Origin of the sequence: Faecalibacterium sp. HTF-F, from assembly GCF_023347535.1 — a bacterium.
In the GTDB taxonomy this organism is placed as follows: Bacteria; Bacillota; Clostridia; order Oscillospirales; family Ruminococcaceae; genus Faecalibacterium; species Faecalibacterium wellingii.
In genome coordinates this window covers 2377814-2398798 of sequence record NZ_CP094473.1, presented here as the reverse complement: position 1 = coordinate 2398798, position 20985 = coordinate 2377814, and the positions used below count along the sequence as shown (strand labels likewise).

Sequence of the window (20985 nt, the reverse complement as noted above, 5' to 3'; positions counted from 1 at the left end):
ACGGAAAGGAGGTGCACGCCATGCAGCGATCCGGTGGAAACAACGGCAATATCTACGACCTGCGGAAGGATCTGCAGCGTCCTCAGGCACCTTCACAGAAAAAGGAAACCTCCGGCAGCACCGACAGCCGCTATGGCTTTAATGGTGAGCCGCTGAGCTTTGCGCCGGACCGGACGTCCAACGGCGCCGTCCGGCGGACCCGGACGGACAACAGCATCGAGTTTCCCACCCAGCCGCGCCGCACAGCCCAGAGCAGTGCCCCGCGCACCCGCAGTCAGGGTCAGAACCGCAGCGCACCGCGTTCCCGCCCTGCGTCTGCAGGCCGGAACAGCTCCGGCACAGCCCGCAGGCCCCAGCAGCGCAGGCCCCAAAGCCAGCAGACCGGGCAGGCGGCAGACAGAGCCGCCCGCCAGCGCTACAAAAATCAGCGCCTGCGCCCGGCGCAGCAACAGCAGGTCCGGGACCCGGTGCGGCGGGAAAAACGCAAGAAACGCCGCCTGACCCGCGCCGCGCTGAAACGGCGGCGGATGATGCGGCGTCTGATGGCCTTTGTGACTCTGCTGGCCGTGATCGCTGCCGGTGTTTACCTGACCATGACCATGCTGTTCAAGATCGGTACCATTCAGGTGCAGACGGAGGACGGCACCGTGGTGCAGGAGGCGGGCGGCTATTCCAGCGGCGAGATCATTCAGGCGCTGGGTGTAGCGCCGGAGGAAAATATCTTCAGCTTTGACCCCGGCGAAAAGGAGGCGGCGCTGGAACGCCAATTCCCTCTGCTGGAATCCATCAGGGTGGTGCGGGATTATCCCAACACGGTGGTGGTGCAGGTGACGGAAGCGGTGCCTGCCTACGCCATGCAGACCCAAAGCGGGTGGCTGACCCTCTCGGATCAGTTCAAGATCCTGGCCTGCGGGTCGGCCCAGCCGGAGGGGCTTAAGACCCTGTACGGCGGTGAGGCGAAAACGACTGCCCCCGGCGAGCAGCTGAGCTTTGCGGCAGAGGATGCCGCCGACAGCACGGCAGCGTCGGACAGCGCAGCAGCCAGCAGCCCGGAGGAAGCGGACAAAAAGATAGAGACCCTGACGGCTCTGCAGGCAAAGCTGGAGGAATATGAACTGCTGGATGATGTGACCCGCATGGAATTTGCGGACACCGATCAGGTGGCATTTTTGTATCAGGATCGGGTCAGCGTGCTGCTTGGCACCCTGAACGATCTGGATTATAAGCTGGACCGCGCACGCTATGTGCTGACCAATGCCGACGGTAAGGGCTGTGCCCCTACCGACACCGGCAGGCTGGATTTCAGCCATGTGAGCGCAGGCAGCACCCGCAAAATTTATTTTGCACAGGGAGAGCCGACCCTGCCCTCCGGCTATGTGGTGCCGGAACCGGAGGAACCGGCCCAGACCGAGGAACCGTCTGCCGATGATACCACGGCAGACGGCGCAGAGGATGCCGCAGCCCAGCCTGCGGGCGATACGGCTGCAGCGGAGGAAACGCCGCTGACCGACCCCGCCCGCATGACCGCCAACGAGACCCAGGACCCCATGTGAGAATACGACCGTTTGAGGAGTGAGCAGCAATGAAACTGGAACAGTTACTGGAAGGTGTGCCCTTTACTCTGGTGCAGGGCAGCCTGAATACGGAAATTTCGGATATCATCTATGACAGCCGCAAGGCAGCCCCGGGGCTTGCATTCGTGTGCATCGTGGGCACCCAGCGCGACAGCCACGAGTTCGCCGCCGACTGTGCCGCAAAGGGAGTCAGCGCGCTGGTCATCCAGCACGACATCGACCTTTCCGCCCTGCCGGATGTGACCGTGGTCAGGGTGGAGAGCAGCCGCTATGCCATGGCGCTGATGAGTGCCAATCTTTTCGGCAACCCGTCCCGCCAGATGACCATGATCGGCGTTACCGGCACCAAGGGCAAGACCACCACCACCCACATGATCAAGAGCGTGCTGGAAGCAGCGGGCCGCAAGGTGGGCATGATCGGCACCAATGGCATCTACTACATGGGCTGCCACAAGGAGACCGCCAACACCACCCCCGAAAGCTACGAGCTGCAGAAGACCTTTAGGGAATTTCTGGATGCAGGCTGTGATACTGCGCTGATGGAGGTGTCCAGTCAGGGCCTGATGATGGATCGCGTGGCGGGCGTGCACTACGATGTGGGTGTGTTCACCAACCTTTCGCCGGATCACATCGGCCCCGGTGAGCACAAGACCTTTGAGGAGTACCGCAGCTGGAAGGGCCAGCTGTTCAAGCGCTGCGACGTGGGCGTGGTGAACATTGACGATGAGAACACCGAAGCCCTGCTGGAAGGCCATACCTGCAAACTGGTCACCTATGGCCGTGATGAAAAGGCCGACTACCGCGAGACCGGCTATGAGCTGCTGCGCACCCATGATTTTCTGGGCGTTAAATTCCATGTGACCGGCAAGGATGAGATGGACGTCAAGGTGAACATGCCCGGTGAGTTCAGCGTGTACAACGCGCTGGCAGCTCTGGCGGTGGGCAAGGTGCTGGGCCTGCCGGATCAGGCGATCCACGACGGCCTTGGCAAATGCGTGGTCAAGGGCCGGGTGGAGCTGGTGCCCATCAGCAAAAAGTTCACCATCCTGCTGGATTACGCCCACAACGAGGTGTCCACAGAAAGCCTGCTCACCACTCTGCGGGCCTACAAGCCCCACCGTCTGGTGGTGGTGTTCGGCTGCGGCGGCAATCGCTCCAAGCTGCGCCGCTACGGCATGGGCGAGATCTGCGCCAAAATGGCCGATTTCTCCATCCTTACCGAGGACAACAACCGCTTTGAAAAGGTGGAGGACATCCTTGCCGATATCCGCGTGGGTATGAACAAGGGCAACCCGGACGCAAAGTTCGTGGAGATCCCCGACCGTCTGGATGCGCTGCACTACGCAGTGGATCACGCGCAGGAGGGCGACCTGATCGCTGTCATCGGCAAGGGCCATGAGACCTACCGTGACCGCGAGGGCGTCAAGACGCCGTTCCTGGAGCGGGAGCTGCTGGAAGAGTACGCACAGCAGATCGGGCTGGAATAAGAGCGCAAAAAACAACGCCGTGTCTGAACACTCGACACGGCGTTGTTTTTATGCAATGGTTCAGGCTTTCAGCTGCGGGGCCCTGTTCTCCGGCAGGAGGTTGGTCATGCTCTTCAGGCTGATGCCAATGGTGGACAGGTTATGCAGCATGGCAGAGGATGCCGGCTGCAGGATGCCCAGAGCACCCAGCGCGATGAGAGCGGAGTTGAAGGTGAGCACGAAGCGGTAGTTTGCGTGCACGCGCTTCTGCAGGGAGTTGGCGATGGCCTTGAGCGCTACCAGCTCCTCCAGACTGTCGGCCTTGATGGTCACATCGGCGATCTCGCGGGCGATGGCAGCGCCGGAGTTGATGGCGATGCCGATATCGGCAGCGGACAGGGCAGGCGAGTCGTTGATGCCGTCACCGATCATCACCACGGTGTGGCCCTCGGCCTTGGCCTGCTGGACAAAGTTTGCCTTATCCTCGGGCAGCACCTCGGCAAAGAAGCGGTCCACGCCCACCTGCTTTGCAATGGCGGCAGCGGTGCGTTCGCTGTCGCCGGTCATCATGACGGTGTTTTGGATGCCCAGCGCACGCAGGCCGTTCAGCACAGCGGCGGCTTCCGGGCGCAGCGGGTCGGAGATGCAGATGACGCCCACCAGCTGCCCGCTGGCAGCCATGTACAGGTGCGAATACGCGGGCTTGAGGGCATCGAACTTCTGCTGCTCGGCTGCGGGAATGGTGCACTTTTCATCCTCAAAGACGAAGTGGTGGCTGCCGATGACCACTCGTTCGCCGCCTACGCGGCTTGCAATGCCGTGGGCCACGATGTACTCCACCTCAGAGTGCATCTCCTCATGGGAAATGCCGTGCTCCTTGGCGGCACGCACCACGGCGTTGGCCATGGAATGGGGGAAGTGCTCTTCCAGACAGGCGGCCAGCTGCAGAACTTCGCGCTCGTTACAGCCGGAGAAGGGCACGACCTCCACCACCTGCGGGGTGGCACGGGTGAGGGTGCCGGTCTTGTCGAACACGATGGTGTCTGCCTTGGACAGGGCTTCCAGATACTTGCCGCCCTTGACGGTGATGTGGTAGCTGCCGCACTCACGCATGGCAGAAAGCACGGCCAGCGGCATGGAGAGCTTGAGCGCACAGGAGAAGTCCACCATCAGGCAGGAGATGGCGCGGGTGGCGTTGCGGGTGAGCAGATAGGTGACCACCGTTGCGCCCAGACACCATGGCACCAGCTTGTCGGCCAGCACCAGCGCACGGTTCTCGGTGCTGGACTTGAGCTTTTCGGATTCCTCGATCATGGCCACGATCTTGTCGTAGCGGTTGGAACCGCCCTCGGCCTTGGCGATAAAGACGCACTCGCCCTCCTCCACAACGGTGCCGGCATAGAGGGTGGAGCCCTCTGCCTTGCGCACCGGCATGGCTTCGCCGGTCAGAGCGGCCTGATTCACCATGGCTTCGCCTTCCAGCACGGTGCCGTCCAGCGGGATCATGTTGCCGCTGCGCACGACCACCTCATCGCCGGAGCGTACTTTGGTCAGAGGCACCAGCACTTCGGTGCCCTGACTGCGCACCCATACCTTGTCTACGTTCAGGGCCATGCTGCGGGCCAGATCGTCCAGACTCTTCTTGCGGGTCCACTCTTCCAGCAGAGAGCCCAGATTCAGCAGGAACATGACAGAACCTGCGGTGCCAAAGTCGCCGCGCAGCAGCGAGACGCCGATGGACAAAGCGTCCAGCACCTCCACTTCCAGCCTGCGGCTCAGCACGCAGCGCACACCCTTCCAGAGAAAGTGGATGGAGCGGAAGGCGGTGTAGGCAGCGTCAAGGGGTGCGGGCAGGAACAGCTTGCGCAGGCAGCGGCCTGCCACCAGATCGAACATTTTATCCTGATATTCCCGGTTCAGCCTGCGGCTGTCGGCGGAGGTGACCAGAGCGTCATACTCGGCCACATCGAACTTATAGCCCGCCAGAACAGCGATGGCAGCGGAACGTCTGCCGGTATAGGTGATGACCACATCGCCGGTGCGCTCGTAAACGGCGGCATGGACAATGGCATCATGGTGGTTTAGATAAGCTTCCAGCACATCGGCACGGTGCAGGGTCATGCGGACTTTTTCCACATGCACGCGCATCCGGCCCTTGCCTTCATGCAGAATGGTACATTTCATATTGCGCAAAGACCTTTCTTATGCAGTAAAACGGCGGGGTGCGCCTGCATCTGGTCTACAGGCTTGCCGCCTTATTCCCCACTTTGTCACTTGCAGTGACATTTCTCTATCGTTCACAAAAAAGAGCCGCCCGAAGGCGGCTCGAAAGCCACGTTGGGGCTTTCAGTGCTTTACGAACCGAAAATTACTCAGCGGTCTCTTCGGTGGTCTCCTCGGCGGCATCCTCGATCACAGCAGCCTCGGCTTCAACAGCACGAGCCTCGTTGATGGCCTTTGCATCGGCCAGAATGTCACCGGCCTGCTCCTGGACCTTGCTGACGGTCTCCATGGTGGAGTCCTTCATGCGCAGCACGGCAGCGGTGGTCTGGGTGTAGACCTTCTTGGCGTCATTGCTGGACAGCAGCTTAAAACCGGCAGAACCGAACAGCGTACCGGCGGCGAACAGTGCGATCTTCTTGATATCCATAGTAACTTCCCTACCTTTTCTATTTCCTGTCAGAGGCCCTGCACCGCAGGACCTGTAAGATGAATATACCGGCCCAAAAGCCGGAGAACAGGGTGGACATTTCCCTTCTGTCGAGCCTATTGTAGCACAGAATTTACCATTTTCAAGCTTTTTCTTGAATGTTAATACATGTAAACTTTTTACGATGTGTAGTTAGAAAAAGCTATCTCTAACGCGTTTTTTGAGACAAACTACAGTTTGTAAATGGAAACTAACCGGCAGATGGGACGAGAAAGAATTTCCAGCTTGTAAAAAGTCCTGGTTTGGAAATGCAGTTTGCCGCCACGGCCCTTCTCGGTGAAAAAGCAACCCGGAAAAATCCGCAGATTTTTCCGGGTTGCTAAAATAAAAATCGTTTTCCGCTGAAGATGCCCAGAGCGAAGCGGCGGGCATTTTAAATCGTTTTGCTTTACAGGATGCGCACCCGGATCACGGCGGGGATGGCAGCCAGCTTTTCGGCCAGCTTCTTGTCCACAGCACCGGTAGCATCCAGCATGGTGTAGGCCATGTTCTTCTTGCTCTTGTTCACCATGTTTTCGATGTTCAGACCGGCTTCGGTGGTCAGGGCGGTGATCTGGCTGATCATGCCGGGCTCGTTTTTGTGGATGATGCAGATGCGCTTGCCGCCTGCGCGGGGCTGGTTGACCTCCGGCATGTTCACCGAGTGGATGATGTTGCCGTTCTTCAGGTAGTCGCTCAGCTCCTTTGCAGCCATGACAGCGCAGTTGTCCTCGGCTTCCGGGGTGGAAGCGCCCAGATGCGGGGTGCACACGATGCCGGGCTTGCCCAGAATGGCCTCAGACGGGAAGTCGGTCATGTAGCCGGACACCTTGCCGGTCTCCATGGCTTCCAGCAGGGCTTCGGTGTTGACCAGTTCGCCGCGGGCGTAGTTCAGGATCTTCACGCCATCCTTGCACAGGGCAAGGGTCTGTGTGTTGATGGTGTCCTTGGTGGTGGGCAGGTAGGGCACATGGATGGTGATGTAGTCGCACAGCGGCAACATGTCGTTCAGGTTCACGCAGTGGTGCACCTGACTGCTCAGGTTCCATGCGGCGTCAATGGAGATGTAGGGGTCGTAGCCGTAGACCTCCATGCCCAGCTCAATGGCGCAGTTGGCCACGCGGGAGCCGATGGCACCCAGACCGATGACACCCAGCGTCTTGCCCTTGATCTCGTTGCCCACGAACTGCTTCTTGCCCTTTTCCACGGTCTTTGCCATGGCGGGGTCGCCGGTCAGGCCCTGACACCACTGGGCAGCAGCAGCCACATTGCGGCTGCCGGCGATCAGCATACCGATCACCAGCTCGGCCACAGCGTTGGCGTTGGCACCGGGGGTGTTGAACACCACGATGCCCTGCTCGCTGCAGCGCTCCAGCGGGATGTTGTTCACGCCGGCACCGGCGCGGGCGATGGCCAGAAGATTGTCGTTGAAGGCGGTATTCAGCATGTCGGCGCTGCGGACGAGGATGCCGTCCGGGGCATCGGTGTCCACAGCTACGTCAAACTGCTTGTTGTTCAGCTTTGCCAGACCCACCGGGCTGATGGCGTTCAAAGTTTTGATGGTGTACATAGTCCAGATTTCCCTTCTATTATACGAGAACCCTCTCAGTCACGGCTTGCACCGTGCCAGCTCTCCCGAAGGGCGAGCTTAGAAAGCGGGTTCGATCAAGTTGTCCTTCTGATAAAAAGCTCCCCCCTCGGGGGAGCTGCCGAACGAAGTGAGGCTGAGAGGGTTTTATGCATTTTCCTTGCGGAACTTCTCCATGAAGTCCACCAGCTTATCCACGCCCTCGGCAGGCATGGCGTTGTAGATAGAAGCGCGCATGCCGCCCACCAGACGGTGGCCCTTCAGGTTCACGAAGCCTGCTTCTGCAGCTTCGGCGCAGAACTTCTTGTCCAGATCTGCATTGGGGCTGGTGAAGGTGACGTTCATGGTGCTGCGGTAGCGGTGCTCCACAGGATTCGTGAAGAAGTCCTGACCGTCCAGATAGTCGTACAGCACCTTGGCCTTGGCTTCGTTGATCTTCTGCATGTTGGCAAGACCGCCGATGTCGTTTTCCAGATACTTGAGCACCAGACCGGTCATATAGATGCACCAGCAGGGGGGCGTGTTGTACATGCTGTCCTTGCCCAGCAGGGTGGTGTAGTTCATCATGGTGGGCACATTGTCGGCGGCATGGCCCAGCAGGTCATCGCGGACGATGGCAATGGCCATACCGGCGGGGGCCACATTCTTCTGCACGCCGAAGTAGATGCAGCCGTACTTGGTCACGTCCACCGGCTTGGAGAGGATCATGGAGCTCATGTCTGCCACCAGAGGCACACCCTCCACCTGCGGCACCTCCACGAACTGGGTGCCGAAGATGGTGTTGTTCTGGCAGATGTGGATGTAGCTGGCATCCTTATCATAGTTGATGGCGTTCACGTCCGGGATGTAGGTGAAGTTCTTGTCCTTGCTGGAAGCAACGATGTTCACCTCGCCGAACTTGGCGGCTTCCTTGGCGGCAAGGTTCGAGAAGTTGCCGGTGACAAGGTAATCTGCCTTGCCGGTGGTCATGAAATTCAGCGGGACCATGGCGAACTGCTGGGTAGCACCGCCCTGAAAGAAACCGACCTTGTAGTTGTCGGGAATGTTCATTACCCGGCGCAGGGTGGCCTCGGTGTCCTTGATGATGGCATCGAACCACTTGCTGCGGTGGCTCATTTCCATCACGCTCTGACCGCTGTCGCCGTACTCGAGCAGCTCTGTCTGTGCCTGCTTGAGCACCTTCTCGGGCAGCATGCTGGGGCCTGCGCTGAAGTTGTAAACTCGTGCCATAATGAACTCTCCCTTTCCTGTATCGCACAGCACCGCGGTTTTCTGCGGTGCGTTCTGTTTGATTGCTGTAGCCGTAGTATACCGGTTTTGCGGGGGCGAAAACAAGAGCATCTTTGCACAAAGATACGGCGCAAAAGCCCCTGTGCAGGCACAAAGCACACAAATGTCCTTGACGGAAAAACAAAAATTAAGACAAATGTAAAATATAGCCGAAAAAGCCTGATTCCATCGGCATTTCCGGCTCTTGCACTTTTACGGGAAAACAGGTATAATGAAGAAACAAAGACAAATGTAAAAGCAAAAAAGATGCGGAAAGGAGGGAGAACAGCAGGATGTATGGCATCCCGGACAGTGTAAAGCCGCTTTCGGCGACAGAGGAGCAGGTGATGCTGGCGGTGTGGGCCTGCCGTGCGCCCGCGACCCGGCGGGACATCGACGAAAAGCTGCGTGCAAAGGGCTGGGCCCCGGCGACCGTGCTCAACTTTCTTTACCGGCTGGAGGAGAAAGGCTGGGTGAAAAGCGGCAAGGACGGCAACCACAACACCTATACCCCGGCCATCACCCGGCGCGCCTATAATGTGTGGAGCATGCGCGAACGGCTGGACACCCTCTTTGGCGGCGACCTTGCGGCGGCGGTGCACGCGCTGGTGAGTGAGAGCGGTTGCGGCCAGAGCGAGCTGGAACAGGCCATGAAGGTGCTGGAGGAAAAGCATCTGGAAACGGAAGAATATGATCTGTATGACCCTTATGGATAAAAAGGAGAGCGGAAGATGGATTGCAAACTGCGTGCCAAGAACTGCGGCGGCTGCCCGATGCTGGGCATGGACTACGCCGCACAGCTGAAGCAGAAAGAAGAGACCGTGAAAAAGCTGCTGGGCAGATTCGGCCCGGTGGAACATATCCGGGGCATGGAAACGCCGTACCACTATCGGAACAAGGTGATATCCACATTTACCACCGGCTGGGGTGGAAAACTTACCTCCGGCATTTACGCGGCAAACAGCCATAAGGTGCTGCCGGTGGAAAGCTGCCTTTTGCAGGACGAAGTGCTGGACAAGACCATGCTGGCTGTGCGCGCAGCGGCGGGCGCCTGCCATTACCAGCCTTTCAATGAGGATAAGGGCACCGGCCTTCTGCGTCACTGCCTGCTGCGGCGTGGCGTCATGACCGGGCAGGTGATGGTGGTGCTGGTAACGGCCCAGCCGGTGCTGCCGGGAGCCAAAAACTTTGTCAAAGCACTGCTGACTGAAGCCGGAAGGCAGGGCGTGACCATCACCACCATCGTGCAGAATGTGAACAGCCGCAGGACCAGCGTAGTGCTGGATGAAGCGGAAAAGGTGCTGTACGGCAAGGGCTTCATTCTGGATACCCTCTGCGGCAAGACCTATGCCATCAGCCCACGCAGCTTTTACCAGATCAACCACGCCCAGACCGAAGTGCTGTACGGCCTTGCGGTGGACGCCGCAAAGCTGACCGGAAAAGAGGTAGTGCTGGATGCCTACTGCGGCATCGGAACCATCGGCCTGACCGCCGCCGACCATGCAAAGCAGGTGGTGGGTGTGGAGCTGAACCGCGACGCAGTGCATGACGCCATTGGCAATGCAAAGCACAACGGCGTGAAGAACGCCCGCTTCTTTGCCGCCGATGCCACCCAGTGGATCGGCGAGGCTGCCGCCGCAGGCGAGCGGGCAGACGTGATCTTTATGGACCCGCCGCGGGAGGGCTCTACGCCGCAGTTTATCGAAAGCGTGGCCCGCATGGCCCCGAAGCGTGTGGTGTACGTCAGCTGCAACCCGGTCACGCTGGCCCGGGATCTTGAGCTGCTGACCCGAAAGGGATACAAAGTGGAGAGCAGTACGCCGGTGGATATGTTCCCCCACAGTGAGCATATCGAGACGGTATGTGCATTGTCCAAACTAGATATCTACCAGAAGATCACGGTGAATCTGAAAATGGATGAACTGGATGTGACTGCTGCAGAGACCAAGGCTACCTATGAAGAGATCCGGGAGCACGTCAAGGAACACACCGGTCTGAACGTGAGCGACCTCTATATTGCACAGGTCAAGCAGAAATGCGGCATCAAGGAGCGGCAGAACTACAACAAGCCTAAGGCTGAGAACCCCAAGCGGCTCAAGTGCCCGGCGGAGAAGGAAAGAGCCATCCGGGAGGCGCTGAAGTATTTTAAGATGATTTGAAATAAAAAAATAGACGGATGTCTGTCAACTGGCAGACATCCGTCCGTTTTTATGATAATCTGTTATGATCGCAGTTCCTCAAGCAATGCCGTGCATCCTTCCAGTATATCCTGCCATGTGGCTTCAAAATCTCCCGTGAACCATGGGTCTGCCACTTCACGGGGATGATCCGTATGCGCCATCAGCAGCGAGACTTTATGCTGTGGGTCTCCGCCGACAAGCCGCAGGATGTCGCACAGATTACTTTCGTCCATGCCAATCAGATGATCATACCGTGTATAATCCAGCCGGGTCATCTGCCGGGCGGTCTTGCCGTTGCAGTCGATGCCATGTTCTGCCAGCTTCTGCCGTGCAGGAGGATAGACCGGATTTCCGATTTCCCATGCACTGGTGGCGGCTGATGCGATTTCAAATTGCTCGGATAGTCCTGCCTTGGACGTAAGGTCTTTCATCACATACTCCGCCATCGGGCTTCGGCAGATATTTCCGAGACAAATAAATAAGATCCTGGTCATGCCGGGTCGTTCTCCTTTTGGCTTACAAAAGCATAGCCGCCGTGGGTAGTGCGGATAAAGCTACCGCAGCCGGCCAGCTTCTTTCGCAGATTGGAAACGGTATTTGCCACGACCTTTAAGGTGTCGTCACAGTTTTGTCCCCACACAGCACGGAAAAGCTCTTCTTTTGAGAAGATTTGTCCTTCGTGGGAGGCAAGCATCAGCAGCAAATCGAACTCCAGTCGTGTAAGGGAGACTTTTCTGCCGTTGCACGACACTTCGTGGGTCATTCCATCCAGTGTAAGCCCCGGAAGAATCAACTTCTCCCATGAATCAATGGATATTTGCTCTGCCTCGATGTGCTCTCGTTCCAGAAGCATCCGGATCTTCTGCTCCAATTCCGGGTCAGGCTGTCGGGTCTTTATAACGATCATGGCAAACTCCTGCGTGTATTTTACTCTGCGGCGGTATCCATTTCCCGGAGCAGGTTTACCATCTCGATGGCACTGACTGCACAGTCATAGCCTTTATTACCTGCTTTGGTGCCTGCCCGCTCGATGGCCTGTTCGATGTTTTCGGTGGTCAGAACACCAAAGAGGACGGGAACCCCGCTTTCCAGCGAGACCGTGGCAATGCCTTTGGAAACCTCATTGCACACATAGTCGTAATGGCTGGTAGAACCGCGAATCACGGCACCAAGGCAGATCACAGCATCATACTTTCCGCTTTTTGCCATTTTAGAGGCAACCAGTGGGATCTCAAAAGCACCCGGAACCCATGCAACATGAATATCAGCGTCCTGCACATCGTGCCGGAGCAGACCATCCATTGCTCCGCTCAGAAGTTTGGACGTGATAAATTCGTTGAATCGGGCAGCTACGATACCGACCTTGATATTCTGAGAAACCAGCTTGCCTTCAAATGTTTTCATTTTTAAATACCTCTTTCGTTGTTAATATTCCAGAAGATGCCCCATCCGTGCCTGCTTCGTTTTCAGGTAAAACAGGTCATACGGGGTCGCCGTCATCTGAATGGGTACGCGCTCGGAGATCTCCAGCCCAAACTCGGAGAGCTGATATACTTTGTCCGGGTTATTGGTAAGCAGGCGCAGGCTTTTTACGCCAAGTTCCCGGAGGATCTGTGCGCCGAGATAATACTCCCGTTCATCTCCATGGAACCCCAGAGCGAGATTGGCTTCCAGCGTATCCATGCCCTGCTCCTGAAGTTCATAGGCACGCAGCTTGTTGATCAGACCGATGCCCCGGCCTTCCTGCCGCATATAGAGCAGGATACCCCGGTCTTCTTTTTCGATCTGCGTCATGGCAGCGGCCAGCTGTTGGCCGCAGTCACAACGCAAAGAGCCAAATGTATCTCCTGTCAGGCATTCCGAGTGGACGCGGCACAGAATATCCTTTCCATCGCCAATGTCACCTTTTACCAGTGCAATGTGATGCTCTCCGTTCAGGCGGCTCACAAAACCATAAGCTCTGAAGGTGCCATACTTGGTGGGCAGGTTCACCGCCGTCACCTGATCGACCAGTTTATCGTGACACTTGCGGTACTCCTGTAAATCACGGATGGTGATGAATTTGATCTGGAAACGCTCTGCCAGCTTTGCCAGTTCAGCGGTGCGCATCATCGTGCCATCCTCCCGCATGATCTCGCAGCACAGGCCGCATTCTTTCAGCCCTGCCAGACGGCACAGGTCAACGGTTGCTTCCGTGTGACCGTTGCGCTCCAATACACCGTTCTTTTTTGCCAGAAGGGGGAACATATGGCCCGGTCTGCGGAAATCTTCTGCTTTTGCGTGATCGTCCACACAAGCCATCGCCGTAATGGAACGCTCTGCGGCAGAAATGCCCGTAGAAGTAGAAACGTGGTCGATGGACACCGTAAATGCCGTTTCATGGTTGTCGGTGTTATGCTGCACCATCTGCGGAAATTGCAGCTTCTGGACGAAAGCCTCGGACATCGGCATACAGATCAGACCTTTGCCGTGGGTCGCCATAAAGTTGATGTTTTCGGTGGTGGCAAATTCGGCAGCACAGATGAAGTCCCCCTCGTTTTCACGGTCGGGGTCATCCGTTACCAGAATGATTTTTCCTTGTTTCAGGTCTTGCAAAGCTTCGGGAATGGTATTGAAGTTCATCCTAAACTCTCCTTAAAAGCCGCAGCGCAGCAGCATTTCTTTTGTGAGCGTGTTTTGCTTCGGTGTTTCTGATGAAAGCAGCCTCTCGATATATTTTCCAACAACATCGGTTTCCAAATTGACAAAATCCCCTTTGTGCCGTTGGTTCAGGTTCGTCTGACGGACGGTGTGCGGTATCGTGGACACGGAAAAGCCCGTAGGTTCCACCGCAGCCACGGTCAGGCTGATACCGTCTATTGTGATAGAGCCTTTTTCGACGACATAGCGAAGGATCGCAGAATCTGCATGAATGGTGTACCAGATAGCCGTATCGTCTTTTCGGATATTAGCAATGCGTCCGACGCCATCCACATGGCCTGCTACGATGTGTCCGCCAAAACGTCCGTTGGCCGGCATGGCACGTTCCAGATTGACAGCACTTCCAATGGTGAGCTGTGCAAGTGCAGAGCGGTTCAAGGTCTCGTGCATGACATCCGCAGCAAAGCTATCCGGGAAGAGCTGCCTGACGGTCAGACAGATGCCGTTGACGGCGATGCTGTCGCCGATCCTGGTTCCTTCCAGAACCGTTTTTGCACGAACAGTCAGTACGGCGGAATGCTGTCCCCGATTGATGGATTTTATTGTTCCGACTTCTTCCACGATTCCGGTAAACACGGGTACTCTACCTCACTTTCGATCAGGAAATCTTTGCCAAGCTGTTCCAATCGGCTGTTCTTCAGGCGGAATGCAGCATCCGGAAGCGGGACACCTGCACCCTCAATGGGTGCTTTGGCATCCCTTCCTCCGAACAGCTTCGGGGCAATGTAAGCCTGTACCTGCTGCACGATGCCGCTTTCCAGTGCAGACCAGTTCAAGGTTCCGCCGCCTTCCAGCAGAATGCTGTCGATCTGCTCCTGCCCCAGCTGTTCCATCAGTTGCAGAAGATTCACATGACCGCAATGCGCTTCCAGACAAAGGACCCGGCACCCGGCCTGTTGATATGCCGCCTGCTTCTCCGGGTCGCCGCAGCAGGTCGCAAGAATGGTCGGAACCTGTTTGGCGGTCATGACCACCTGTGATTGCAGCGGTGTCCGCAAATGTGTATCACAGATGATCCGGACGGGATCACGGCCACCCTCTATCCGGCAGGTCAGCAGCGGGTCATCTGCTAGGATGGTTCCGACTCCCACCATAATGCCGCGGAATCGGTGTCGCTGCCGTTGAACATGATTCCGGGCAATTTCCCCGGTGATCCATTTGGAAGCGCCTGTGTATGTGGCGATTTTTCCGTCCATCGTCATGGCGTATTTCATGGAAACGAAGGGGCGTTTTGTGGTGATATAGTGGAAGAACACCTTGTTCAGCGCATCGCATTCCTCTTGCAGAACATTTTCGGTCACATCTATGCCGTGTGCGCGCAGGATTGCAATTCCTTTTCCAGCCACCAGCGGATTCGGGTCAGCAGAACCCACGACCACCCGGTGAATGCCCGCGTCCAGAATCGCATCCACGCAGGGCGGCTGCTTTCCGTAATGGCAGCACGGCTCCAATGTCACATACAGGGTCGCTCCCTGCGGACCTTCGGTGCAGGATGCCAGCGCATTGCGCTCCGCATGAGCCTGACCGTATCTCTGGTGCCAGCCCTGTCCGATGATCCTGCCCTCTTTTACGACCACGGCACCCACCATCGGGTTGGGAGATGTCCATCCGCAACCCTTTTTTGCAAGCTGCAAAGCCAGACGCATATAGTCTTTGTCGTTCATCGTGTCGCCTCCAAAAGAAAAAGCCCTGAACAAAAACGTTCAGGGCAAGCCGAAAAGACACAAGGGACCCTTGTGCAAAAAAGAAAGCTCCAGAATGCAAACGCATCCCAGAGCAGCCTCCACAAGCGCAGAACCGTGCGGGCTCTGCGCTTGGTATCTTCTTTCATCCAGACTGTACTGTCGGCTTCGGAGTTTCACCGAATCATGCCTTACGGCTCGTGGGCTGTACCACCGGTAGGGAATCGCACCCTGCCCTGAAGATTTCTGATTTAATTACAGCGGCATTATAGCACGGCTCCTTTCGGATTGCAAGGGCATTCTGCAAACCGGGACGAAACCGGGATGAAGCGAATCGCTACAACAATAAAATCACATCGTCCGTAGGACAATGTGAACGGAGAATCCAAAGGGGCGCGGGTCGCCAGTGGCGACCTCAAAATGCGTTGCATTTTGAAGCGCTTGACCGAGCCGACAGGCGAGAGCAGCGCACTTTGGCACACGACTTTGCTTGCAAAGTCGTGTGTGTTACACCTTAGTTTCGGCTGATGCGAAAAAGGGGCTGCGAGAGGCTCCGGCAAGCACCTGTTCTGCGGCAGAAGGATGCGCGGATGGGCATGGTCTGCATGAAGGTCTGGTGTCAGAAGAAGTCTGGCAGGCCGCGCAGGTCAAGATGAAAGCCAATGCACAGAAGTATGAATTGGTAGCTCGTCCCAAAACAGATCGGGTGCACCTGCTGTCCAACATTGTGAAATGCCCGGTTTGCGGTGCGGGAATGTATGGCAATAAGTCTATCAAGAAGCGACCGGACGGGACAAAGTACAAGGACTTCTATTATTACGGCTGCAAGCACCGCAATATGCAGCGGGGCTACAAGTGCGATTACCGCAAGCAAATTCAAGAGGAAGTGCTGGATGCGGCAGTTGCTGAAGTGGTGTCCAAGCTGGTCAGCAATCCCCGTTTTGCCGCTATGATGCAAGAGAAGATCAATATGAAGGTGGATACCACTGCCATTGAGCAGGAGATTGCCGCCTATGAGAAGCAGCTGCGGCAGCACTACTCCACAAAATCCCGGCTTATGGAGGAGATCGACAGCCTTGACCCGGACGACCGGCACTTTATCGCCCGGAAATCCGACCTTGACGACCGCCTTTATAAGATGTACGATAAAATCGAAGAGGTGGAAAATGGACTGATGGATGCCCGGGCAAAGAAGCAGGCCATTGAAGCCGACAAAATCACAGGCGACAACATCTATAAGATCCTGATTTGCTTTGACAAGCTTTATGCCACCATGACCGAGGCGGAACGCCGCAGACTGGTGGAGATTTTGATCGATGAGGTGCAGATCTACCCGGAACGCCAGCCTAACGGACAGTGGCTGAAGTCCGTCCGGTTCAAGCTGCCCATCATCGACCATGACCTTGAATTGAGTTTGGACAATCAGGATCGTGTCGAGGTGGTATGTGCATTGTCCAAACTCCAAGGAAAACACATGATGAGAAAATAATCGGTTTACTTATGAGCAAACTCGGAACACCAAAACCTATTCATGACAACATCGGGGGGAGATGAGAACCATGTTGACAAGGGAAGATGTGTTGGACAAAATTCTAACCGGTGAGTTGACGCTGCAAGATGTCGCTGCGAACGGATGGATGTGTTCTGTAACACGGCGTATCAGTAAAATAAAGCAACCATGGGGTGGCTATATAAGGCCGAACGAGTTTACACAAACAGTACTTGACGGTGGTGACATTGACGACTTAAATTCGGAGGAAAATATATCGCCTGGATTGGTTGGTCTGGCGGTGGATTACCTTACGCGTTTTATGACTGGAACCCCGGCAGAGGAGACATTTTGCATTTCAAGAATGGGTGCAATGGGCATTCGCCGGTTAGAGCAGTTCCAACAATTGCTACTTAATATAAATGGACTGGATGACAATTCTATTGATGCGGCTGTAAAATTATCTGGGTTTGATTCTGTGTGTAGGGCGGGGATTATGGCGTATCGTCCGGTGGAGGATATAAAGCCTGATGCACATACAATTGAAAATATTCGCACGATGGTTGAACGTTCTCAACGCTTTTTTGAGATTTACGGCCCGAAAGTATTGGATGGCTTGACTTTTGAAGGTGGATATACTGGTTATGTTGCTACTGGTGATGGCGATTTCTTGACAGACGATACTCTCTGGGACTTTAAAGTGTCAAAACGAAAACTCCAGAACAAGCATACTCTTCAATTACTTATGTATTGGCGTATGGGAATTCACTCGATTCATCCGGAATATAAAAACGTAAAGTATCTCGGCGTATACAATCCGCGGATGAATGTGGTATATCGACTTGATGTAAACTTGATTTCTGAAGAGGTGATTTCGGAGGTGGAGTCTAAGGTTATTGGATACTGATGGTTAATATATGGAAAATTCAAATAAAAAAACATTAAAAAATGGAGATACGCTAATTAAATTGGATGAGATAAGAAAGAAGGTAGCCCAATGAACGCAAATATCAATTATGATGAGATCCCGGATACCAGTGCCGTGCAGGAGGACCTGCTTGCGGCGCTGAGCAGCCAGCATGTTACCGTGCACACGAATGAAGAGCCGGACTTCGACTACATGGAAAACGAAGATGTGGCCTTTGTGGTCAAGAATCCGCACAACGAAGAGAATCTGCTCATTGAACTGGGCGGAGAGTTCTCGGTGTTCTTCGGCCTGTGGCACGGGCAGTACAAGGCGGTGGAGTATGACTACGACCGCATGAAGAAGGACATTGCCGCGATTCTGGCGGGCAATGCCGGTGTGCTGAGCCTGTACACAGACGGCAAGTGGCAGGGCAGCACTCTCTGCCCGGAGAAGGTGTCTGCCGATGCCGACATGGAAAAGCTGCTGGAACGCTGCTGGCAAAAGCAGGAACCGAAGGAAAAACTGCTGGCACAGGGCGGCAGGGTGGAACTGCTCTACTGGGACCCGGCGGAAAATAAGAGCTTTATGATTCCGGCAAAGAACTGAACTATAACAAAAAGGACACACCATGGTAGGTGTGTCCTTTTTGTTATACGATACGAAGCTCAGACCTTCTCGATGGTGATGCTCCAATCGGCGGTCATGGCCTCGTCCGGCTCCAGCACCTCGTGCCGGCCTTCCTCGTTGACGCTGTTGGCCCAGCCGTTCCAGGGCTCCATGCACACAAAGCTCTCGGCATCCTGCTGCCACAGCACGGCGTGGTCGAAGCTGTCATCTGCATCCACAGTCACCTTGTGGCCGTTGCCGCTGTCGGTGAGGGTCATGGGGAACTGTACGCCGGTCAGCAGGCGCACGCTGTTGTCGGCGCCTTCCTTGCGGGTGAGGGTGATCTTTTCCGGGGCAGCGGGCTGATCGCCCTTGGCGCTCTCGGAGCAGGTGGCACAATGGATGTCGAAGTCCACGTTTTCCAGCTTGGAAGCCTTGAAGTAGGGGTGGAAGCCGAAACTGAAGGGCATGTTGGTATCGCCCTCGTTGATCACGGTCATGTTGATGGCGGCAGTATTGCCTTCGAGGTTGTAGTTCATCAGCACGGTGAAATCAAAGGGATAGAGGAATTTGGTCAGCGGGGTGGACTCCAGAATCAGGGTCACGCCGTCCGGGCCGACGCTTTCCACATCCCATGCGCACAGGTCGGCAAAGCCGTGGTTCTCCATGGGGTATGCCTTGCCGTCGAAGATATGCACGCCGTTATCGGGCAGGCCGCAGTTGGGGAACAGCACCGGCACGCCGAAGCGGGGACGGTTGCACTCGGCAAAATTGGGGTGGCGGGTCCAGATGTACTCCTCGCCGTTCAGCGAGAAGCCGGTGATCATGCCGCCGCGCTCCGGGGTGATGACCAGCTCGGTCTTTGCCTCGGCGTCGGTGATGACATACTGCTCGTAGCAGGCACCGTTTTCGGTGACGTAACGGGTGGTGATTTGATTCATAAAATATACCTCCTGTTTTAACACTCTCAGTCTGTTCGCAAGCTCACAGCCAGCTTCCCCAAGGGGGAGCTTTTTGCGCTTTATCTCAAGGCGATGCCGGAGAGGGTTCAGTCCTTCTGATGTTCTTTTAGTTTTTCAAAATAATAATCAATGCCATAGCGGATGAGATATTTTATGACCCTTGCAATAACGGCCACGATAGCGGCAAAAATGCCGCCATAAAGCAGGAACGCATAGATCATCATACGGGTGGTCATAGCCATAAAAACACATCCTTTTTGTGGCTCACAGATGCACAAAAAGGCCGCCGGGCGGCGCGAACCGCTCAGCAGCCTTTGATTTTTACAGAACGACGCCGTCCTTGAAGATGGAGATCTCGCGGAAGCCGTGCTTCTCGGCCTTGGTCTGCTCACCGCTTGCAACGCGGATGACCAGATCCAGCAGGTCCTTTGCGGCCTCGTCGATGGTCTTTTCGCCATCTGCGATCACGCCGGTGTTGAAGTCGATCCAGCCGGATTTCTTCTGGGCCAGCGGAGTGTTGGTGGAGATCTTCAGGGTGGGAGCCGGGGCCGAGAACGGAGTGCCGCGGCCGGTGGAGAACAGGATCAGGTGTGCGCCTGCGGCGGTCATGGCCGTGGCGGAGACCAGATCGTTGCCGGGGCCGTACAGCATGTTCAGGCCCTTGGTGACAACAGGATCACCGTAGCCGATGACATCCATGATGGGAGCAGTGCCGCCCTTCTGCACGCAGCCGCAGCTCTTGTCCTCCAGAGTGGTGATGCCGCCCTGCTTGTTGCCCGGAGAGGGGTTATCGTAGACCACCTCGTTGTGGCTGATGAAGTAATCCTTGAAGCCGTTGATCATGTGCTCAGCCTTGACAAAGACGTCATGGTTGATGCAGCGATCCATCAGGAAGCCCTCGGCACCGAACATCTCGGGCACCTCGGTCAGCACGGTGGAACCGCCGCGCTGGCCCATCATGTCGGAGAAGCGGCCGATGGTGGGGTTGGCGGTGATGCCGGACAGGCCGTCCGAGCCGCCGCACTTCATGCCCACCACCAGATCGGACACGGGGATGGGCTCACGCTTGAACTGACCAGCGTAAGCGGCCAGTTCCTTGAGGATATCGCGGGCAGCGGTGAACTCGTCGTCCACTTCCTGACAGGTGAGGAACTTCACACGGTCATGGTCGTACTCGCCCAGCTCTTCCACGAACTGATCGTGCTGCAGGTTCTCGCAGCCCAGATGCAGCACCAGAACGGCGGCAGCATTGGGGTGGCGCACCAGCGCAGCCAGCAGTTTGCGGGTCTGTGCATGGTCGTGGCCGGTCTGGCTGCAGCCGAAGGGATGAGTGAAGGTGTACAGGCCCTCGATGGAGCCGGTGACCAGATCCTGATTGTCGGCAACGATCTTCTTGGCGATGTCGTTGACGCAGCCCACGGTGGGGATGATCCAGATCTCATTGCGGATGGCAGCGCGGCCATCCTTGCGGCGGAAGCCCATAAAGGTCTCCGGCTCGACCCTAGGCAGGGGAGCCAGATCCGGGGCGGGGTTGTAGCTGTACTCCACCTCGCCGGACAGGTTGGTGTGCACGTTATGGGTGTGCATCCAGCTGCCGGGAGCGGCGTCAGCGGTGGCGTGGCCGATGGGGAAGCCGTACTTGATGACGTTCTCGCCGTTCTTGATGGGCTTGACCGCCATCTTGTGGCCCTGCGGGATGTCCTCCAAAGCAGTCACGGAAAGACCGTCCACTTCCACCAGCGTGCCCTTGGCAATGGGGTGCAGAGCAACGACCACGTTGTCGATGGGGCTGATATGAATTGCCTGCGGCATAGTTGTTCTCCTTGTTGACAATTAAAAGCACAAAAGGGAATGAACCCTCTCCGTCATCGCC

General features: G+C 56.4%; 20 protein-coding genes and 1 riboswitch. Of the genes, 7 read left to right on the top strand and 13 right to left on the bottom strand.

Going from position 1 to position 20985, the window contains the following annotated elements:
* Positions 1 to 20: 20 nt before the first annotated feature.
* Together MTP37_RS11345 and MTP37_RS11340 are read left to right on the top strand one after the other, a co-directional pair.
* Entirely contained in the window at positions 21 to 1553 is a 1533-nt protein-coding gene (locus tag MTP37_RS11345) for a cell division protein FtsQ/DivIB (protein ID WP_249237375.1), read from the top strand.
* A gap of 29 nt (positions 1554 to 1582) precedes the next feature.
* Positions 1583 to 3061 carry a UDP-N-acetylmuramoyl-L-alanyl-D-glutamate--2,6-diaminopimelate ligase gene (locus tag MTP37_RS11340; protein ID WP_249237374.1) on the top strand — a complete coding sequence of 493 codons (1479 nt, stop codon included), beginning with the start codon at positions 1583 to 1585 and terminating at the stop codon, positions 3059 to 3061.
* A 60-nt stretch (positions 3062 to 3121) separates the two neighbouring features.
* Here the strand turns inward: MTP37_RS11340 and MTP37_RS11335 are convergent, their stop codons facing one another.
* The 4 genes from MTP37_RS11335 to serC form a co-directional block, all read right to left on the bottom strand.
* Positions 3122 to 5224, bottom strand: coding sequence for a heavy metal translocating P-type ATPase (locus tag MTP37_RS11335; RefSeq protein WP_249237373.1), 2103 nt, complete (start codon positions 5222 to 5224; stop codon positions 3122 to 3124).
* Between the two features lie 184 nt (positions 5225 to 5408).
* Complete coding sequence (locus tag MTP37_RS11330; RefSeq protein ID WP_249237372.1) at positions 5409 to 5690, bottom strand: DUF6110 family protein; 282 nt, start codon at positions 5688 to 5690, stop codon at positions 5409 to 5411.
* 448 nt (positions 5691 to 6138) lie between these two features.
* The gene (locus MTP37_RS11325) at positions 6139 to 7299 is read right to left on the bottom strand and encodes a phosphoglycerate dehydrogenase (RefSeq protein ID WP_249237371.1); all 1161 of its coding nucleotides are present in this window, start codon (positions 7297 to 7299) and stop codon (positions 6139 to 6141) included.
* Positions 7300 to 7464: 165 nt separating this feature from the next.
* On the bottom strand, positions 7465 to 8547 hold the full coding sequence (serC, locus tag MTP37_RS11320; RefSeq protein ID WP_249237370.1) for a 3-phosphoserine/phosphohydroxythreonine transaminase: 1083 nt from the start codon (positions 8545 to 8547) through the stop codon (positions 7465 to 7467).
* Positions 8548 to 8879: 332 nt separating this feature from the next.
* Between serC and MTP37_RS11315 the strand changes: the two genes are divergently transcribed.
* Both MTP37_RS11315 and rlmD read left to right on the top strand, forming a co-directional pair.
* Positions 8880 to 9302: a BlaI/MecI/CopY family transcriptional regulator gene (locus MTP37_RS11315; RefSeq protein WP_249237369.1), complete on the top strand. Its 423-nt coding sequence runs from the start codon at positions 8880 to 8882 to the stop codon at positions 9300 to 9302.
* A gap of 15 nt (positions 9303 to 9317) precedes the next feature.
* Complete coding sequence (gene rlmD / locus MTP37_RS11310) at positions 9318 to 10745, top strand: 23S rRNA (uracil(1939)-C(5))-methyltransferase RlmD (protein WP_249237368.1); 1428 nt, start codon at positions 9318 to 9320, stop codon at positions 10743 to 10745.
* Between the two features lie 62 nt (positions 10746 to 10807).
* Here the strand turns inward: rlmD and MTP37_RS11305 are convergent, their stop codons facing one another.
* From MTP37_RS11305 to ribD, 6 genes are read right to left on the bottom strand one after another with little or no spacing between them, the layout of a single operon-like run.
* Complete coding sequence (locus tag MTP37_RS11305) at positions 10808 to 11260, bottom strand: low molecular weight protein-tyrosine-phosphatase (protein WP_249237367.1); 453 nt, start codon at positions 11258 to 11260, stop codon at positions 10808 to 10810.
* Complete coding sequence (locus MTP37_RS11300; RefSeq protein ID WP_249237366.1) at positions 11257 to 11673, bottom strand: winged helix-turn-helix domain-containing protein; 417 nt, start codon at positions 11671 to 11673, stop codon at positions 11257 to 11259. Before MTP37_RS11300 ends, MTP37_RS11305 begins: the two co-directional genes overlap by 4 nt.
* 20 nt (positions 11674 to 11693) lie before the next feature.
* Positions 11694 to 12170 (bottom strand): 6,7-dimethyl-8-ribityllumazine synthase, encoded by a 477-nt coding sequence (ribH, locus tag MTP37_RS11295; protein ID WP_097781396.1) that lies wholly within the window; start codon positions 12168 to 12170, stop codon positions 11694 to 11696.
* 21 nt (positions 12171 to 12191) lie between these two features.
* Complete coding sequence (locus MTP37_RS11290; protein ID WP_158396061.1) at positions 12192 to 13388, bottom strand: bifunctional 3,4-dihydroxy-2-butanone-4-phosphate synthase/GTP cyclohydrolase II; 1197 nt, start codon at positions 13386 to 13388, stop codon at positions 12192 to 12194.
* Positions 13389 to 13400: 12 nt separating this feature from the next.
* Positions 13401 to 14042, bottom strand: a complete 642-nt coding sequence (locus MTP37_RS11285; RefSeq protein ID WP_249237365.1) for a riboflavin synthase — start codon at positions 14040 to 14042, stop codon at positions 13401 to 13403.
* Positions 14006 to 15130, bottom strand: coding sequence for a bifunctional diaminohydroxyphosphoribosylaminopyrimidine deaminase/5-amino-6-(5-phosphoribosylamino)uracil reductase RibD (ribD, locus tag MTP37_RS11280; protein WP_249237364.1), 1125 nt, complete (start codon positions 15128 to 15130; stop codon positions 14006 to 14008). Before ribD ends, MTP37_RS11285 begins: the two co-directional genes overlap by 37 nt.
* A gap of 151 nt (positions 15131 to 15281) precedes the next feature.
* A riboswitch (FMN riboswitch) is annotated at positions 15282 to 15396 on the bottom strand.
* 368 nt (positions 15397 to 15764) lie between these two features.
* Here ribD and MTP37_RS11275 point away from each other — a divergent pair.
* The 3 genes from MTP37_RS11275 (at position 15765) to MTP37_RS11265 (ending at position 18150) form a co-directional block, all read left to right on the top strand.
* Positions 15765 to 16637, top strand: coding sequence for a zinc ribbon domain-containing protein (locus MTP37_RS11275; RefSeq protein ID WP_396344597.1), 873 nt, complete (start codon positions 15765 to 15767; stop codon positions 16635 to 16637).
* A gap of 70 nt (positions 16638 to 16707) precedes the next feature.
* A complete protein-coding gene (locus MTP37_RS11270; protein ID WP_249237363.1) occupies positions 16708 to 17544 on the top strand; it encodes a hypothetical protein in 837 nt (278 codons plus the stop codon).
* 90 nt (positions 17545 to 17634) lie between these two features.
* Positions 17635 to 18150, top strand: coding sequence for a hypothetical protein (locus MTP37_RS11265; RefSeq protein WP_249237362.1), 516 nt, complete (start codon positions 17635 to 17637; stop codon positions 18148 to 18150).
* 59 nt (positions 18151 to 18209) lie between these two features.
* Here the strand turns inward: MTP37_RS11265 and MTP37_RS11260 are convergent, their stop codons facing one another.
* The 3 genes from MTP37_RS11260 to MTP37_RS11250 form a co-directional block, all read right to left on the bottom strand.
* A complete protein-coding gene (locus MTP37_RS11260; protein WP_249237361.1) occupies positions 18210 to 19091 on the bottom strand; it encodes an aldose epimerase family protein in 882 nt (293 codons plus the stop codon).
* A 107-nt stretch (positions 19092 to 19198) separates the two neighbouring features.
* The gene (locus tag MTP37_RS11255) at positions 19199 to 19354 is read right to left on the bottom strand and encodes a hypothetical protein (RefSeq protein WP_249237360.1); all 156 of its coding nucleotides are present in this window, start codon (positions 19352 to 19354) and stop codon (positions 19199 to 19201) included.
* A 79-nt stretch (positions 19355 to 19433) separates the two neighbouring features.
* Positions 19434 to 20924, bottom strand: a complete 1491-nt coding sequence (locus MTP37_RS11250; protein ID WP_249237359.1) for a UxaA family hydrolase — start codon at positions 20922 to 20924, stop codon at positions 19434 to 19436.
* Positions 20925 to 20985 lie beyond the last annotated feature (61 nt).